General features: G+C 70.4%; 14 protein-coding genes and 2 tRNA genes. 9 read left to right on the top strand and 7 right to left on the bottom strand.

Going from position 1 to position 16200, the window contains the following annotated elements; genetic code table 11:
• Nucleotides 1–704 precede the first annotated feature (704 nt).
• A complete protein-coding gene (gene pepN, locus ACZ4TR_RS17870) occupies nt 705–3272 on the bottom strand; it encodes an aminopeptidase N (protein ID WP_465288131.1) in 2568 nt (855 codons plus the stop codon).
• A gap of 161 nt (nt 3273–3433) precedes the next feature.
• On the opposite strand from pepN, the gene ACZ4TR_RS17865 reads away from it, so the two are divergent.
• Nucleotides 3434–4054, top strand: coding sequence for a mycothiol-dependent nitroreductase Rv2466c family protein (locus ACZ4TR_RS17865; RefSeq protein ID WP_465288023.1), 621 nt, complete (start codon nt 3434–3436; stop codon nt 4052–4054).
• A 7-nt stretch (nt 4055–4061) separates the two neighbouring features.
• Here the strand turns inward: ACZ4TR_RS17865 and ACZ4TR_RS17860 are convergent, their stop codons facing one another.
• Nucleotides 4062–4871 (bottom strand): MBL fold metallo-hydrolase, encoded by an 810-nt coding sequence (locus ACZ4TR_RS17860; protein WP_465288022.1) that lies wholly within the window; start codon nt 4869–4871, stop codon nt 4062–4064.
• A complete protein-coding gene (locus tag ACZ4TR_RS17855; protein WP_465288021.1) occupies nt 4868–5590 on the bottom strand; it encodes a 2-phosphosulfolactate phosphatase in 723 nt (240 codons plus the stop codon). The genes ACZ4TR_RS17860 and ACZ4TR_RS17855 overlap by 4 nt, the downstream gene beginning before the upstream one ends.
• Before the next feature lie 45 nt (nt 5591–5635).
• Here ACZ4TR_RS17855 and ACZ4TR_RS17850 point away from each other — a divergent pair, with 45 nt between their 5' ends.
• Nucleotides 5636–6109, top strand: coding sequence for a ribose-5-phosphate isomerase (locus ACZ4TR_RS17850; RefSeq protein ID WP_465288020.1), 474 nt, complete (start codon nt 5636–5638; stop codon nt 6107–6109).
• Nucleotides 6109–6918 (top strand): Fpg/Nei family DNA glycosylase, encoded by an 810-nt coding sequence (locus ACZ4TR_RS17845; RefSeq protein ID WP_465288019.1) that lies wholly within the window; start codon nt 6109–6111, stop codon nt 6916–6918. Before ACZ4TR_RS17850 ends, ACZ4TR_RS17845 begins: the two co-directional genes overlap by 1 nt.
• Nucleotides 6919–7003: 85 nt before the next feature.
• On the opposite strand, the gene ACZ4TR_RS17840 is transcribed toward ACZ4TR_RS17845, so the two are convergent.
• The gene (locus ACZ4TR_RS17840; RefSeq protein WP_465288018.1) at nt 7004–7834 is read right to left on the bottom strand and encodes a hypothetical protein; all 831 of its coding nucleotides are present in this window, start codon (nt 7832–7834) and stop codon (nt 7004–7006) included.
• A gap of 148 nt (nt 7835–7982) precedes the next feature.
• Between ACZ4TR_RS17840 and ACZ4TR_RS17835 the strand changes: the two genes are divergently transcribed.
• Entirely contained in the window at nt 7983–8858 is an 876-nt protein-coding gene (locus ACZ4TR_RS17835) for an LLM class F420-dependent oxidoreductase (RefSeq protein WP_465288017.1), read from the top strand.
• Nucleotides 8859–8863: 5 nt separating this feature from the next.
• Complete coding sequence (locus ACZ4TR_RS17830) at nt 8864–9310, top strand: nuclear transport factor 2 family protein (protein WP_465288016.1); 447 nt, start codon at nt 8864–8866, stop codon at nt 9308–9310.
• 75 nt (nt 9311–9385) lie between these two features.
• Here the strand turns inward: ACZ4TR_RS17830 and ACZ4TR_RS17825 are convergent, their stop codons facing one another.
• Complete coding sequence (locus ACZ4TR_RS17825) at nt 9386–9766, bottom strand: winged helix-turn-helix transcriptional regulator (RefSeq protein WP_465288015.1); 381 nt, start codon at nt 9764–9766, stop codon at nt 9386–9388.
• Between the two features lie 52 nt (nt 9767–9818).
• On the opposite strand from ACZ4TR_RS17825, the gene ACZ4TR_RS17820 reads away from it, so the two are divergent.
• The 3 genes from ACZ4TR_RS17820 (at nt 9819) to ACZ4TR_RS17810 (ending at nt 12864) form a co-directional block, all read left to right on the top strand.
• On the top strand, nt 9819–10598 hold the full coding sequence (locus ACZ4TR_RS17820; protein ID WP_465288014.1) for an NAD(P)H-binding protein: 780 nt from the start codon (nt 9819–9821) through the stop codon (nt 10596–10598).
• Nucleotides 10595–11392: an alpha/beta fold hydrolase gene (locus ACZ4TR_RS17815; RefSeq protein ID WP_465288013.1), complete on the top strand. Its 798-nt coding sequence runs from the start codon at nt 10595–10597 to the stop codon at nt 11390–11392. Before ACZ4TR_RS17820 ends, ACZ4TR_RS17815 begins: the two co-directional genes overlap by 4 nt.
• A gap of 314 nt (nt 11393–11706) precedes the next feature.
• Nucleotides 11707–12864, top strand: coding sequence for an outer membrane protein assembly factor BamB family protein (locus ACZ4TR_RS17810; RefSeq protein ID WP_465288012.1), 1158 nt, complete (start codon nt 11707–11709; stop codon nt 12862–12864).
• Nucleotides 12865–13234: 370 nt separating this feature from the next.
• On the opposite strand, the gene ACZ4TR_RS17805 is transcribed toward ACZ4TR_RS17810, so the two are convergent.
• Nucleotides 13235–13308: transfer RNA gene (locus tag ACZ4TR_RS17805), tRNA-Pro, on the bottom strand.
• A 79-nt stretch (nt 13309–13387) separates the two neighbouring features.
• Between ACZ4TR_RS17805 and ACZ4TR_RS17800 the strand changes: the two genes are divergently transcribed.
• Nucleotides 13388–13461, top strand: a tRNA-Gly gene (locus ACZ4TR_RS17800).
• Here the strand turns inward: ACZ4TR_RS17800 and ACZ4TR_RS17795 are convergent.
• Nucleotides 13413–16200 (bottom strand): HAMP domain-containing protein (locus tag ACZ4TR_RS17795; protein ID WP_465288130.1); only part of this gene is annotated, 2788 nt, incomplete at its 5' end. The genes ACZ4TR_RS17800 and ACZ4TR_RS17795 overlap by 49 nt on opposite strands.

Raw genomic sequence — 16200 nt, 5'->3', positions numbered from 1 at the left:
AAGATGTTTGCCCAGGGCACCGCGCCCGTGGCCTGCGCCGGGGGCAGCCAGGCTGGGTGACTTTGCCGGAACCCTGCCTTGGGAGGGCGGGGGCCGCTCTGGGCGGGGCTGGGACCCGGCAAAGTCGCGGATCAGCCGCCTGGCTTCCGCCGCCGGCGGGTAATGAATCCCAGCAGGCTCGCCTGCTTCCGCGATCCGAGCGTCGCGAATGACTCATTCGCGGCACCGAATCCGGCGAAGCCGGGTTCAGTAGCGCCTCCACCTGGGCAGAGGGCCGCCTCGACCGCCGCAGCCGGATTCAAATGTCTTGAATGAGTCATTCAGGTCTTGGAAGGTCTTGCATGACCCATTCAAGACGTTTGCCGAGGCACCACGTCGACCTGTGCCGGGGCGGCCTGGCCGAGCGCCTTCGCCGGAATCCCGCCTTGGCGAGGGCTGCTTTCAAGTGGTGGACCTCAGGTCCGGGCGTCGAAGTCGTGCGCAGTGAATGACTCATTCCTGGCGCCGGACGCCAGGAATGAGTCATTCACTGCGAGAGTTCGGGCCCTGCGACGGGCCCGGGCTCTGGGGGCGGTGCTGCTGCGTCGTTCACCACGTCCGGCGCGGGTCTCGCGCGCCCCAATGTGGCCTTCGGTGCGTCAGACGCACCCAAGGCGGCCTTCGGTGCGTCAGACGCAACCAAGGCCGCCTTGGGGCGCCCGAACTCAAGCCTGAGCGTCGAAGTCCCGAGCGGCCAAAGCCCGCACGATCCCCGCACGGCCCTCCGAAACCAGCCGCCGCAGGGCCTGCGAGTGCTCGCCAGCCAGCCACTCGTCCGACGCCGTCACCGTCTCCGGGGCCACCGCCCACGACGGGTACAGCCCGATCGCGATCGGCTGCGCGCGCTCGCTCGACCGGCGCTGCCACACCTCGTCGATCACCTCGAAGTACCGCGCCACGTACGCACCCAGCAGTGCCCTCTGGCCCGGGTGGGAGAAGCCCGAGATGAGCGAGTCGCTGACCGCGTTCGGCAGCTCGTCGTCGTACACCGCTCGCTGCCACGCGTCCGCCTTGGCCTCCGCCGTCGGGCGCAAGGCACGCGCGCGCTCGGCCTGGCGGCGGCCCGTCGCCGTGTTGTCGCGGGCCAGCTCGGCGTCGATCTCGGCCGTGTCCGCCCTGCCGTGCGCCACCAGCGCGTGCAGCAGGCGCCAGCGCAGGTCCGTGTCCACCGTGAGGCCGGGAAGCGGCGCCGATCCGTCCAGCCAGCCGGCCACCACGTCCAGGGAACCCGCGTCCAGCACCGACCCGCAGAGGGAGTTGACGAACGCCAGCTGGTGGTCCGAGCCCGCTTCGGTCGCGTGGACCAGCTCCAGCAGCCGCGTCGTGAACGCCGGCCAGCCGGTCGAGGCCGCCCACTCCTGCTCCGCATACGAGTTGAGCGCCGTCTGGGCCTGCAGCAGCAGCCGCTGGACGACGCCGACCTCGGTCTCGGTGTGGATGCCGCGCTGCACCAGCGTGACGAAGTCGCGGGCCTTCAGCTCGGCCTCGCGGGTCATCTCCCACGCCGCCGACCAGCACAGCGTCCGCGGCAGCGGCTCGGTGATGTCGGCGACGCGGTCGATCAGCGTCGTCAGCGACGCCGGGTCGAGCCGCATCGTGCAGTACGTCAGGTCGTCGTCGTTGACCAGCACGAGCTTGCCCGCCGGCCGCCCGACGAGGTCCGGCACCTCGGTGCGCTCGCCGTCGACGTCCAGCTCCACGCGCTGGGTCCGGACGATCTTGCCCGAGCCGTCCTCGTCGTAGATCCCGACGGCGACGCGGTGCGTGCGCAGCTCACCGGCCCCCGGCTTCGCACCCGACTGCACGACGGCGAACGACGTGAACGTCCCGTCCGCGCCGATCTCGTAGCGCGGGCTCAGCGAGTTCAGCCCGGTGGTCTCCAGCCACTGCGCGCTCCACCACGACAGGTCGCGCCCGGACGCCTCCTCCAGCGCGCCCAGCAGGTCGGCCAGCGTGGCGTTGCCCCAGGCGTGCTTGCCGAAGTACACCTTCAGGCCGTCGAGGAAGTGGTTCAGCCCGACGTAGGCGACGAGCTGCTTGAGCACGCTCGCGCCCTTGGCGTAGGTGATGCCGTCGAAGTTCACCTCGACCGCGTGCAGGTCGACGATGTCGGCCGCGATCGGGTGCGTCGAGGGCAGCTGGTCCTGCCGGTAGGCCCACGACTTCTCGATGTTCGCGAAGCTGGTCCACGCGTTCTTGTACTCGGTCGCCTCGGCCTGGGCCAGGACGCTCGCGAACGTCGCGAACGACTCGTTCAGCCACAGGTCGTCCCACCAGCGCATGGTGACCAGGTCGCCGAACCACATGTGCGCCATCTCGTGCAGCAGCGTCTCGGCGCGCCGCTCGTAGGCGTAGCGGGTGACGCGGCTGCGGAAGACGTAGTCCTCGAGGAACGTCACGGCGCCGGCGTTCTCCATCGCGCCCGCGTTGAACTCGGGCACGAACAGCTGGTCGTACTTGGAGAACGGGTAGGGCGTGCCGAACTTCTCGTGGTAGAAGCCGAAGCCCTGCTTGGTCTCGGTGAAGAGGCGGTCGGCGTCCATGTGCTCGGCCAGCGACGCGCGGCAGTAGATGCCGAGCGGGATGGTCTTGTGCTCGTCGGTGTACTCGTCGGTCCACTCGGCGTACGGGCCGGCGACCAGCGCGACCAGGTAGGTCGAGAGCCGCTCGGACTCCTTGAACACCGTGCGGACGGCGCCCTCGGGCGTCTTCTCCGCGGACTCCGCCATCGTGTTCGAGACGACCTTCCAGCCGTCCGGCGCGATCACGGTGAGCCGGTAGACCGACTTGAGGTCGGGCTGGTCGAAGCAGGCGAACATCCGCTTCGCGTCCGCCGTCTCGAACTGCGTGTACAGGTAGACGCCGTCGTCGACCGGGTCGACGAACCGGTGCAGGCCTTCGCCGGTGTTCATGTACCGGCAGTCGGCGGTCACGGTGAGCTCGTTCGCCTCGGCCAGGCCGGCCAGCGCGATGCCCTTGTCCTCGACGTACGCGCTGATGTCGACGTCCGTGCCGTTCAGGGTGGCCGAGTGCACGCGGTCGGCGACGAGGTCGACCCACGTCCGCTCGCCGGCCCGGGCGCTGGAGAACCGGACGGTCGTCTTCGACGCGAAGGTCTTCTCACCGGGGCCGCCGTGGCCGTCGGTGAGGTCCAGCTCGATGTCGTACGCGGTGACGTCGAGCAGGTCCGCGCGCAGCTTGGCTTGGTCGCGGGTCAGGTTGGGGGCGGGCACAGGCACCTCTGGTCGTTGGTATCGGTTTTCAACTCCTCGCATCCAATCATGGGGACGGGGTGGCGGGCGATGGGGAACAAGCCCGGGTCCGGAGGTGTTGGGCCGCTGTGTGGGGGTGTGCCCGCCCCCGGACCGGACCTGACTTCGCACAGGAGAACCTGATGACCGCTGCCGAGCAGCCCACGAAGGTCGACTTCTACTTCGACCCGATCTGCCCGTTCGCCTGGATCACCTCGCGCTGGATCCTCGAGGTGGAGAAGCACCGCAACCTCGATCTGCACTTCCGGATCATGAGCCTGTCGGTGCTGAACGAGGGCCGCGACGAGCTGCCCGAGCAGTACAAGGAGCTGCTGGCGAAGGGCTGGGGCCCGGTGCGCGTCGCGGTCGCGCTGTCACAGCTCAAGGGCGAAGAGGTGCTGCGCGACTACTACACCGAGTTCGGCACGCGCTACCACAACCAGGGCGTCAAGGACTACGACACGGTGATCAAGGAGGCGCTCGCCGCGATCGGCGCGCCGGCCGAGCTGGCCGAGGCCGCGCACTCGACCGAGTACGACGAGGCGCTGAAGAAGAGCCACCACGAGGGCATGGACCCGGTCGGCATGGACGTCGGCACCCCGACGATCCACATCGACGGCGTCGCGTTCTTCGGCCCGGTCCTGACCTCGATCCCGCGCGGCGAAGACGCCCTGAAGGTGTTCGACGGCGCCGTCGCGCTGTCGAGCTACCCGGACTTCTTCGAGCTCAAGCGCACCCGGTCGGGCGAACTCAACTTCGACTGAGTCTCCTTCAAGGTGTCGCGAGGGCGGCCAAGGTGACGTCGCCGGGGTAGCGCGAAGCCGCCACGGCGGCGGCCTCGGTCGTCTCACCGCGGCCCATCGCCGCCTTGAGCGCGATCAGCTCGTGCAGGCCGTGGCGGTGGTAGCGGACGAAGTCGGCGTCGACCGGCTCGCCGTGGCCGGGCACGATCACCCGGGGCTCGAGGGCCAGGATCGTGTCGAACGTGTCCGGCCAGGCGGTCAGATCCGACTCGGAGCTGAACGAGAACTCGCTGAAGCCGTGCTCGGCGTTCTCGACGATGTCCCCCGCGAAGACCACCCCCGCGTCGGGTACGTGCACGATCACGTCGTGGTCGGTGTGAGCCCGGCCGGGGTGCAGCAGGACGGCCGTCCGGCCGCCGAGGTCGAGCTCGGTCCGGTCGGTGAACAGGTGGTCGGGCACGACGAACGTGGTGCGCGCGATGGCGTCGGCGGTCTCCGTCTTGCCCTGCTTGCGGTAGTGGGCGATCCAGGTGGCGCGCGCGCCCTCCGGGTCCTCGGTCAGCTCGGCGCGGCAGCCTTCGTGCGCCCACACCGGGCAGGGCGCGAAGCGTTCGGTGCCCCAGGTGTGGTCGAAGTGGGCGTGCGTGTACACGACCGACCAGGGCAGCGGGGTCAGCTCGCGGACCGCGGCCGCCAGCTCGGCACCCTGCTCGAGGTCGCCGCGCGTGTCGACGACCAGGCAGCGGTCGGCGCCCACCACCAGGCCGACGGTCAGGTCCAGCTCTTCGTAGCGGCGCGCGTGCACGCCGTCGGCGACCTCGATCCAGCGCCCGTTCATGCCAGTACTCCTTCGCTCAGTACGGGAGCAGCATCGCTCACGTCGAGCTGCGAGGCCAGCGTGACGTCGCCGCCGTGCCCGGCCTCGGTCAGCTCGCGGCCGGACACGCAGCTCGCCAGCGCCGCGACGTCGACCGATCGGGCGGCGAGCGCGGCTTCGGGGGACAACGACAGGCCGAGCCCGGCCAGCGCGGCGGCGATCGCGCCGGCGCCCAGCTGGTCTTCGACGCACGGCCTCAGCGGGCCGGACGTTTCGCCTGCACCGAAGATGTTCACGCCCCAGCGTTCCCCGGCGGCGACGAGCCCGATCGGGCTGCCCACGTCACGCGCCTTCGCGGCGACGGCGGAAGCGTTGCGCAGGCAGCCGGCGAGGACCCGCGCACCGGTCGCCGCGGCGGCGTCGCACAGCGTCGCGCCGTTGGGCGACGGGAGCGCGAGCAGCGTTCCCGGCGGGATTTCCGTCACAGAAGACGGCCTGAGGGTGAACGCGCCCTCGCCCGCGATGACGGCGCCGGCCGCCCGAGCCCGCGCCACCCCGCGCTCGTCGCGCCAGCGGACCGGCAGCACGCGGCCGCCCCGGCCGACCACGAGATCCGTGGTGGTGCTGAAGGAGAGCACGTCGACGACGATCAGCACGGCGCATTCCCGGCCGAGGGCGGCCACGCCTTCGGCGCCCCAGTCGAGCCGGACGTCGTACCCCGTCTGCTCCCAGATGCCCACCCCCGGAGCATGCCCGAAACCGGCCGTGATGGCAGACTCCCAGCCGTGCGTGTCTACTTGGGATCCGACCATGCCGGCTTCGAGCTGAAGAACCACCTGGTGGCTCACCTGGAGAAGCAGGGCCACGAGGTCACCGACATCGGTCCGCACGTCTACGACGCGGCCGACGACTACCCGGCGTTCTGCGTCGAGACGGCGCTGCGCGTGGTGGCCGACGAGGGCAGCCGCGGCATCGTCGTCGGCGGCTCCGGCAACGGCGAGCAGATCGCCGCCAACAAGGTCCCCGGCGCGCGGTGCGGCCTCGCGTGGAGCGTCGAGACGGCCGAGCTGTGCCGGGAGCACAACCACGCCCAGCTGATCGGCGTCGGCGCCCGGATGCACACCGCCGAGCAGGCCACCGAGATCGTCGAAGCCTTCCTGGCGACCGAGGTCTCGCCGGAGGAACGGCACGCGCGCCGCGTCCGGCAGCTGCTGGACTACGAGCGCACCGGCACCCCGCCGGCGCTGCCGGAGGCCTGATGCCCGAGGGGCACACGCTCCACCGGCTCGCGCGGCTGCACAAGCGGCGGTACGCCGGCGCCCCGGTCGAGGTGAGCAGCCCGCAGGGCCGGTTCGCCGCCGAAGCGTCCCGTTTGGACGGTCAGGTGTTCGTCGGCGCCCAGGCGTACGGCAAGCACCTCTTCCACGACTACGGTCCACACGGGACCGTGCACATCCACCTGGGGCTCTACGGCACGTTCGGCGAGTCCCCGCTGCCCCCGCCGGAGCCGGTGGGGCAGGTCCGGCTGCGGCTGGCCGGGCGGACGCACTGGACGGACCTGCGCGGGCCGACCCGGTGCGAGCTGCTGTCCCCCGACCAGGTCGACGCGATCAAGGCGCGCCTCGGCCCGGACCCGCTGCGCCGCGACGCGAAACCCGAACAGGCCTGGGCGCGCATCTCGCGCTCGAAGACGTCGATCGCGGCGCTGCTGATGGACCAGGCGGTGCTGGCGGGCGTCGGGAACGTCTACCGCGCCGAGGTCCTGTTCCGCCACGGCGTCGCGCCGCTGACGCCGGGACGTGCGCTGGACCGGGCGTTGTGGGACGACGTGTGGGCCGATCTGGTCACGCTGATGCGCGACGGCGTCCGCGTCGGCCGGATCGACACGGTCCGCCCGGAGCACCTGCCGGAGGCGATGGGCCGCGCGGCCCGGGTGGACCGCCACGGTGGCGAGGTGTACGTCTACCGCCGGGCCGGACAACCGTGCCTGGTGTGCGGGACACCGGTGGCGAACTCGGAGCTGATGGGCCGCAACCTCTACTGGTGCCCCACCTGCCAGCCCGCCTGATCCCGAGCGCCCCGAGCGCCCCAATGTGGCGTTGGGTGCGTGGGACGCACCGAACGCCACATTGGGGCGCTTGAAACCCGGGGCCTCAGAAGTCGAAGCCACCGCCGCCGTCGAAGCCTCCGCCATCGAAGCCGCCGCCGTCGAAACCGCCACCGCCCCAGTCGCCGCCGGCGTCGCCGCCCATGTCGCCTCCGCCGTCAGCGCCCATGTCGCCTCCGCCGTCAGCGCCCATGTCGCCGCCGTCACCGGACTCGAGCGCGTCCTGCTGGCCCGCGTCGTAGCCCGACTCCCACGCCGAGGCGCTGGCGATGCCGCCCATGCCGGAGAACATCGCGCTGAACAGGAACATCGACCCGAGACCCCAGGCGCCGGCGACGAGCGCGGGCTTCCACCACGGCTCGCTGTACCAGCCCTGCGGCACCGGCCGCCCGGCCACGCGGCCACCGGGGTAGTAGTACGGCGTGTCCTGGCCCGCGTCGGGCGAGGCGGCGTAGTGCTGGCCCTCGACGTCGACGTCGCGGCGCTCGGTGACCTTGCCGGCGCGCTCGCGCTCGGCCTCCTCCGGCAGCTGCGGGCCGGGGTCCATGCCCATCGCGACGCGCGCGGCGCGGACGTAGTAAAGGCCTTCGACGGCGGTGTCCTTGACCAGCCGGGCTTGTTCGATCGTGCGCGCCTGCTCCATCTGGGAGCCGGCCGCGTTGTACCGCTCGGCGGCGTCCGCCATCGCCTGCATCGACGCGGTGTCGTTGCCGTTGAGGTTGAGGACCTGGCCGCCGAGCCGCTCGACGAGGCGCCGGGCGTCGGCCTTCGCGTCGTCGAGTTCCCGCTGCCGGGCCGCGGCGCGCTGCCGCGAGAAATAGAGGCCGCCACCGACGATCACGACGACGAGCACGATCAGGAAGATCGCGGTGCCCATGGACCACTCCCAGAAGCTCGGTGCCCCGGTGACCGGAAGTCACCTTTGATTCGGACAACGCGGACGCTACGCGGAGGGTTCCCGTGACGTGATCCGGCACACCGTCAGAGCTGGCCGAAGAAACTAGAACACGTTATAGTTCGACGCTATGAAGTTCACCCTGTCGATCGCGATGAACCCGCTTGATCAGCTGGGCGAACTCGCCCAGGCCGCCGAGGAGGCGGGCTTCGCGTCCATCGCCCTGCCGGACTCGCTCTTCTACGCCGAGACGGTGTCCACAGACTATCCGTACACGCCCGACGGCAGCCGGTTCTGGACCGCCGACACGCCCTGGGTCGACCCGCTGGTCGCGACGGCGGCCATGGGCGCGGTCACGAGCCGCATCGAGTTCTACACGTCCGTGCTGAAGCTCGGCTCGCGCAACCCGGTGCTGCTCGCGCGTCAGGTCGGCTCGGCGTCGGTGCTCACCGGCGGCCGCTTCGGCCTCGGGCTCGGCGTCGGTTGGCTGCCGCAGGAGTTCGAGTACTGCGGCGTCCCGTTCGAGCGGCGCGGCAAGCGCGTCGACGAGGCCATCGATGTCCTCCGGCTGCTCCTCGACGGCGGCATGGTCGAGTACCACGGCGAGTTCTACGACTTCGACAAGATCCAGATGAGCCCGGCGCCGCCGAAGCGGGTGCCGTTCTACATCGGCGGCCACACCGACGTCGCGCTGCGGCGCGCGGCCCGCGTCGCCGACGGCTGGTCGTCGGCGATGATGAAGCTCGACGAGCTGCGTGACACGATCGCCCGGCTGAAGGAGCTGCTGGCCGAGCGCGGCCGCGCCGACGACCCGTTCGAGTACCAGGCCGTCTGCATCGACAAGTTCGGTCTCGACGGCTACCGCGAGCAGGCCGAGGCCGGCGTCACGGACATCATCACCATGCCGTGGGTGTTCGACGGCGTCGGGTTCGACGCGCCGGTCGAGCCGAAGCTCGAATCCATCCACAAGTTCGGCGCCGAGATCATCGCCAAGTTCGAGGAGTGACTTCCATGGGCGTGCAGGTCAGCTGGGACACGTCGGCGGAGCAGCCGCCCGCGCGGCGTGCGGCGTTCGCGTCGATGACCGCGGTGACGGCGGGGGAGAAGGAGGCGTGGCTGGACCTGTTCGCCCCCGACGCGGTCGTCGAGGACCCGGTCGGGCCGTCGTTCTTCGACGAAGAGGGCAAGGGGCACCACGGCCGCGACGGGATCAGCGCGTTCTGGGACAAGACGATCGGCAACGTCGAGCGCTTCGAGTTCACGATCCGCGACTCCCACGCGGCGGGGGACGAGTGCGCCAACGTCGGCACGATCACGACGTACCTGCCGGGCGGCTACCGCGTCGACACCGACGGGGTGTTCGTCTACCGAGTCGGCGAGGACGGGCTGATCACGTCGATGCGGGCGTTCTGGGAGACCGAACGCGCGATGGCGACGGCCCGGCAGGTGAGCGAGTAGGGTCCCGGCCGGCGGAAATTCATGTCTTCCCACGCGGCATCAAGTCGCCGGCCGGCTACGCGAACGGCACGACGGCTACCTGGTGGAACCGCGGGAGTCGTAGGCCTGCCGCGCCGCTTCGACCTTGCCGAGGTTGGGCGACCAGTCGGCGAGGGTGGCGAACATCGGGCCGAGGCTGCGGCCGAGGTCGCTGATCTCGTACTCGACCCGCGGCGGGACTTCGGCGTGGTAGGTCCTGGTGATCAGGCCGTCGCGTTCCAGTTGCCGCAGCCGCTGGGTGAGCACCTTCGGGGTGATGGTCGCGATGCGGCGCTCGAGTTCGACGAACCGCTGACGCCCGTATTCGTTGAGTGCCCACAGGATCGGCGTCGTCCACCGGCTGAAGACGATGTCGACGATGGGGGCGATCGGGCAGGCGAGCTCGGGTGTGGTCTCGGTCACTTTCACGGCCTCCATCCAATACTTTCCTCTAGGTACCTACTATACGTCCGAATGTAGCGTCGTCCGCATGATCGTGGTGACTGGAGCGACGGGAAACGTCGGACGGCCGTTGGCGGAAGCTTTGACGGCCGCGGGTGAAGAAGTGCGGGCCGTGTCCCGCCGTGGGCAATTTCCGGGTGACTTGTCGGACGCGGCGTCGCTGCGTCCGGCTTTCGAGGGCGCGTCGGCGGTGTTCCTGTTGCTGCCACCGGGTTTCCGGGGCCCGCTTTCGCCGGTACTGGACCAGATGGGCGGTGCGCGGGTCGTGCTGCTGTCCTCGCAGGGTGTCGGAACGGGCCGGCACCCCGCGTTCTTCGAGGACGCGGTGCGCGGGTCGGGTCTGGAATGGACGGTGCTGCGCCCGGGAGGCTTCGCGTCGAACGCGTTGCAGTGGGCGGAAAGCGTGCGTTCGTCACGGACGCTGGCAGCGCCGTTCGGCGATGTCGGGCTACCGGTGATCGACCCGGCAGACATCGCTTCGGTGGCGGCAGCTTGTCTCCTGGATCCCTCGCACGCGGGCCGAACGTACGAGCTGACGGGTCCGGCTCCGATTTCTCCGCGGGAGCAGGCGGCGGCCATCGGCACGGCATTGGGCGAGCCGGTGCGCTTCATCTCGCAGACTCGCGAGGAAGCGCTTTCGGCGATGTCGGGCTTCATGCCCGCTGAGGTCGCCGAGGCGACGCTGGACATCCTGGGCACGCCGTTGCCCGGGGAGCAGCGGGTGAGCCCGGACGTCGCGGAGGTACTGGGCCGCCCGGCGCGCCCGTTCGGCGACTGGGCGGCGCGCACCGCGGCGGCGTTCAAGTGAGCGTGCTGGCCCACCGCGAAGAGGGCGAGGGCGCACCGGTGGTGTTCCTGCACGGCAACCCGACGTCGTCGTACTTGTGGCGCAAGGTGCTGCCGTCGGTGCCGGGCCGCAGGCTGGCCCCGGACCTGATCGGCATGGGCGCCTCGGAGCGTCCGTCCATCGAGTACTCCTTCGACGACCACGCCCGCTACTTGGACGCGTGGTTCGACGCCCTTTCCTTGGAGGACGTGGTCCTGGTCGGCCACGACTGGGGAGGAGCGCTGGCGGCGGACTGGGCGTCCCGCCACCCCGGTCGCGTCCGGGCTCTGGCGTTCACGGAGGCGATCCTGAAGCCGATGAGTTGGGAGGAGTTCCCGCCGGCGGGGGCGGAGGTGTTCCGCGCGATCAAGGCGCCGGGAGTCACCGACCTCCCGGACTTCCTCGGGAGTCTCCCGCCTGAGTACGCGAGTATGTATCCGACGCCGTCGTCGCGGATCCCGTTGCTGCGCTGGGCCCAGTCCCTGCCCTTGGGTGGCTCACCGCCCGAGGTGGTGGCGCGGATCGGGAAGTTCGACGACTGGCTGGCTTCGTCACCTGCGGTCCCGAAGCTGCTGATGACGTTCGAGCCGGCGTTCGACACGATGCTGACCCCACCGATGATCGACTGGTTCACGCGGACGTTCGCGTCGCTGGAGGTGGTCCACCACCCGGTGGTGGCGGGCCACCACACGCCGGAGGACCAACCGGAGCTGATCGCCTCGACGCTGACCGAGTGGCTGGTTCACCTACCGGCGGGCCGGGTGGCTTCGTCGTAGCTCGGAGCCGGGATTCCCGCTCGTCGGGACTCACCGCTTTACGTCGTTTTTCGGTGCGCCCGCTGCGAATACCGTGCCGGGCGGGACTGTCGTCGCGGATCACGTACCCGCGGGCCGGTCGCGCTGGCGGTGGGACGCTCATGCCGTCGCGCGATGGTCCGAAAATGTCGGACCCAGCGGATATCGTCCGGGTTCTGTGGGGATGGGTTGCGGGCCGCCGGATCCGGGGGCCGGCCCGCTCCCGCACGTCCCGCCGCGGCGGGGCCGGACCGAGGGGAACACGAGTGAACTTCCGAAGAGCCATTGCCGTTGTGGTGGGTGCTGTCCTGCCGATCGCCGGGTTCGCGGCGCCGGCCGCGCAGGCGGCGCAAACCGGTGTCTCGGTCACCTACCAGGTCGACGCCCGGCACGACGGCACCCTGGTCGACGCCGGTGTGGCCGCGCCGCCGCTCGACCGCAAGTGGGCGCGTGATCTGGGTGGGAACGTGTCGTACCCGATCGTCGCCGGCGGGCGCGTGTTCGTCACGTCGTCGTCGCCGAACGGGTACGGCACCATTCTCCACGGCTTGGACGCGGCGACCGGCCAGGATGCCTGGGCTCCCGTCGGACTCGGCGGCACGTACTGGTGGTCCGCCCTCGCGTACGGGGGCGGCCGGCTCTACGCGCAGAACTACGACGGCGTGCTGAGCGCGTTCAACCCGGCGACGGGGGCGGAGTTGTGGTCCGCCAAGATGCCCGGTCAGTCCGCCTTCAGCTCACCGCCCACCTTCGCGGCCGGTGTGGTGTACACGGGTGGGGCCGGCTCGGGCGGCACCCTGTACGCGGTGGACGCGGCGACTGGCGCGGTGCTGTGGACCCAGGGGGTCGCGAACGGCGACGACAGCTCGCCGGCCGTCACGGCGAGCGGCGTCTACGTTGCTTATGCGTGTGAACAGGCTTACGCCTTCGACCCGAAGTCGGGCACGCCGATCTGGCACCACTCGACCAGCTGCTCGGGTGGCGGCGGCCGCACCCCGGTGGTGGCCGACGGCGGCCTGTGGATCCGCGACGACGCGGGCATGGAGCCCGCGGTCCTCACGTTGGCGAACGGCGCGGTCCGCGGCACGTACGAGGCGGCGGACGGCTGGACCCCGGCTCCGGCGATCGACGGCCACCAGGGCTACTTCGTCGACAACGGCGTGCTGACGGAGCGGCACAGCCGGACGTTGGAGTCCCGCTGGACGTTCGCGGGCGACAACCAGCTGTCGTCGGCCCCGATCGTCGTGAACGGGTACGTGTACGTGGGGTCCCGCACGGGCCAGCTGTGGGCGCTGAACGGCGCGACGGGTGAGCCGGTGTGGTCCACGAACGTGGGTTCCCCGATCGCCGCCCCGGACGAGCACAACGTGTCCCAGCCTCTGACGGGCTTGGCGGCGGGCGGCGGTCTGGTGGTGGTCCCGGCAACGAACACGCTGGTGGCATACGGTCACTGACCAGGGAGGGGTGGCCGCCGCCGGCGGCCACCCACCTGCGGCCACCTGCCCGAGGCAGTTCAGCAGCGGCAGACCACCCAGCTGCAGCCAGGGTCAGTTCAGCAGCGGCGGACTGCCGAGGCGGAGGCGGAAGCCGGTTAAGCGGCGGCAGACCAGTTAGCTGCGGCCAGGGGTGCGAGCCGCGGCGGACTGCCCAGGCGGAGGCGGAAGCCGGTTAAGCAGCGGCAGACCAGTTAGCTGCGGCCAGGGGTGCGAGCCGCGGCAGACCGCCCAGACGGAGGCAGAGGCACCGTGGGGGTCCGGGGGCTCGGCCCCCGGGAGAAATGAAGGAGGGTAAGAGGCGCCCGCGAAGCGAAGCCTCGAACCCGGGTCGGGATGACAGGATTTGAACCTGCGACCCTTCGCTCCCAAAGCGAATGCGCTACCAAGCTGCGCCACATCCCGTGACACCCCCAGGGGGGTGTGCGGTCAGCCTAGCGGGTCACGCTAAGCTGACCTCGCACCCGGGTACCTCCGGGGGCACGCGGGTGTAGCTCAATGGTAGAGCCCTAGTCTTCCAAACTAGCTACGCGGGTTCGATTCCCGTCACCCGCTCCAAACGATGCGGCGTCCGCTTCCAGGGATGCCGCGATCACGTCGAGCAGTTTGTCCGTGTCCACCGGTTTGGTGATGTAGTCGTCGGCTCCGCTGGCCAGGGTGCGGGCACGGTCCTCGGGTGTGGCCTTGGCCGTCACCGCGATCACCGGCAGGTCCGCGTTGGCCGCTTCTGCCCGGATTGCCGCGATCGTCGCGTTGCCGTCCAGCTCCGGCATCATCACGTCCATCAGGACCAGTGCCGTGTCGTCGTGGCGCTCCAGTGCCCGGATTCCGTCCACGCCCGTCTCCGCGTAGACCACCTCCAGGCCTGCCTGCTCCAGGACCGCTGCCAGCGCGAACACATTCCTCAAGTCGTCATCGACGATGAGGACCTTCTCGCCGTGGAAGCGCTTGGGGGTGACGTCCGGGGCCGCCACCAGGACCGTGCTGGGGACCGCCGGCAGGCGAGGTGCGGACAACGCCGTCACTGCCGGGTCCACCAGGTTGGCCGCCGCCACGGGGAGGTACAGCGTGAACGTCGATCCGACGCCCGGCTCGCTCACCACCCGCAGCTCGCCGCCCAGGAGCTCGGTCAGCTGCTGGCTGATGTTGAGCCCCAGGCCCGTGCCGCCGTACTTGCGGCTCGTCGTGCCGTCCGCCTGGCGGAACGCCTCGAAGATCACCGCCAGCTTCTCCTCCGGGATCCCGATCCCGGTGTCCTCGACGGCGAACGCGATGATGCCGGGCGCGTTCTTCAAGCTTTCCTGCTCCACCTCCGCCGGGTCCGCCGCCCGGATGTGGAGGCGGACGCCGCCCTCGTCGGTGAACTTCGCCGCGTTCGACAGCAGGTTGCGCAGGATCTGCTGGAGGCGGTGCTCGTCGGTGTGGACGCTGCCCGGCACCGGCGGGTCGATGTGGACCGCGAACTCCAGGCCCTTGTCCGCCGTCAGCGGGCGGCACAGGGACTCGACGTAGTCCACCAGCTCCGGCAGCGTGATGTCGGACATCTGCATGTCCAGCCGGCCCGCTTCGACCTTGGCCAGGTCCAGGATGTCGTTGATCAGCTGCTGCAGGTCGGACCCGGCCGCGTAGATCGTCTTCGCGAACTGGATCTGCTTCTCCGTCAGGTTGCCCTCGGGGTTCTCCGAGAGCAGCTTCGCCAGGATCAACGCGCTGTTCAACGGCGTCCGCAGCTCGTGCGACATGTTGGCCATGAACTCGGTCTTGTACTGCGACGCCACCGTCAGCTGCCCGGCGCGCTCCTCCAGCTCCTGACGCGCCTGCTCGATCTCGCTGTTCTTGACCTCGATGTCGCGGTTCTGCTGGGCCAGCAGCGCGGCCTTCTCGGCCAGCTCGGTGTTGGACCGCCGCAGCTCGCCCTGCTGGGCCTGCAGCTGCTCCGAGCGCGCCCGCAGCTCCTGGGCCAGCCGCTGCGACTCGGTGAGCAGCGCTTCGGTCCGCGAGTTGGACAGGATCGTGTTGACGTTGACGCCGATCGTGTGCCGCAGCTGCTCCAGCAGGTCCTGGTGGACCGTGCTGAACTCGTTGACCGAAGCCAGCTCCAGCACCCCGAGCACCTCGCCCTGGAACAGCACCGGCAGCACGATCAGGTTCACCGGCGACGCCGAGCCGAGCCCGGACGACACCAGCGCGTACTCCGGCGGTGCGTCCTGGACCAGGATCGTGCGGTGGTCCACGGCGGCCTGCCCGATCAGCGACTCGCCGATCGCGAACCGCAGGCCGGCGCGGGACTGCGCGAGGCCGTAGGCGGCGATGCACTCGAGCACCGTGCCGTCGCGGTCGTCGTCGCGGGCCAGGAAGAACGCGCCCTGCTGGGCCCGGACCAGCGGGGCCAGCTCGGACAGGATCAGCGCCGCGACCGAAGCCAGGTCGCGGTGTCCCTGCATCCGGCCGGACAGCTGCGCGAGGTTCGTCTTCAGCCAGTCCTGCTCGCGGTTGGTCCTCGTCGTCTCCTTGAGGTTCGCGATCATCTGGTTGATGTTGTCCTTGAGGTCGGCGACCTCACCGGACGCGTCGACCGTGATGTGCCGGGTCAGGTCGCCCGCCGTCACCGCGGTCGCCACCTGCGCGATCGCGCGGACCTGGGTGGTCAGGTTCCCGGCCAGCTGGTTCACGCTCTCGGTGAGCCGCTGCCAGGTGCCGGACACGCCGTCGACCTCGGCCTGGCCGCCGAGCTTGCCCTCGGTGCCGACCTCGCGCGCCACGCGCGTGACCTCGGAGGCGAACGCCGAGAGCTGGTCGACCATCGTGTTCATCGTGGTCTTGAGCTCGAGGATCTCGCCGCGGGCGTCGACGTCGATCTTCTTCGTCAGGTCGCCCTTCGCGACCGCGGTGGTCACCTGCGAGATGTTGCGCACCTGGCTGGTCAGGTTGTGCGCCATGAAGTTGACGTTCTCGGTCAGGTCCTTCCAGGTCCCGGCCACGCCGGGGACCCGCGCCTGGCCGCCGAGGATGCCTTCGGTGCCGACTTCGCGCGACACGCGGGTGACCTCGTCGGCGAACGCGCGCAGCGTCTCGACCATGCCGTTGAGCGTCTCGGCGAGCGCCGCGACCTCGCCCTGGGCGACGATCGAAATCTTCTTCGACAGGTCGCCGTTGGCCACGCCGGCCGCCACCGTGGCGATGCTGCGCACCTGGTCGGTCAGGTTGGTGGCCATGACGTTGACGTTGTCGGTGAGGTCCTTCCAGGTGCCCGCGACGCCGCGGACGGTGGCCTGGCCGCCGAGCTTGCCTTCGGTG

The organism is Amycolatopsis sp. NPDC028719 (assembly GCF_055565395.1).
Note: the sequence above shows the minus strand (reverse complement) of the source record. Positions and strands in the feature narration are given on the sequence as shown.

Coding starts and splice junctions, on each gene's coding strand:
- ACZ4TR_RS17865 (WP_465288023.1), top strand. CDS start 3,434: ATGACCGCTGCCGAGCAGCCCACGAAGGTCGACTTCTACTTCGACCCG.
- ACZ4TR_RS17860 (WP_465288022.1), bottom strand. CDS start 4,871: ATGAACGGGCGCTGGATCGAGGTCGCCGACGGCGTGCACGCGCGCCGC.
- ACZ4TR_RS17845 (WP_465288019.1), top strand. CDS start 6,109: ATGCCCGAGGGGCACACGCTCCACCGGCTCGCGCGGCTGCACAAGCGG.
- ACZ4TR_RS17840 (WP_465288018.1), bottom strand. CDS start 7,834: ATGGGCACCGCGATCTTCCTGATCGTGCTCGTCGTCGTGATCGTCGGT.
- ACZ4TR_RS17835 (WP_465288017.1), top strand. CDS start 7,983: ATGAAGTTCACCCTGTCGATCGCGATGAACCCGCTTGATCAGCTGGGC.
- ACZ4TR_RS17830 (WP_465288016.1), top strand. CDS start 8,864: ATGGGCGTGCAGGTCAGCTGGGACACGTCGGCGGAGCAGCCGCCCGCG.
- ACZ4TR_RS17825 (WP_465288015.1), bottom strand. CDS start 9,766: ATGGAGGCCGTGAAAGTGACCGAGACCACACCCGAGCTCGCCTGCCCG.
- ACZ4TR_RS17820 (WP_465288014.1), top strand. CDS start 9,819: ATGATCGTGGTGACTGGAGCGACGGGAAACGTCGGACGGCCGTTGGCG.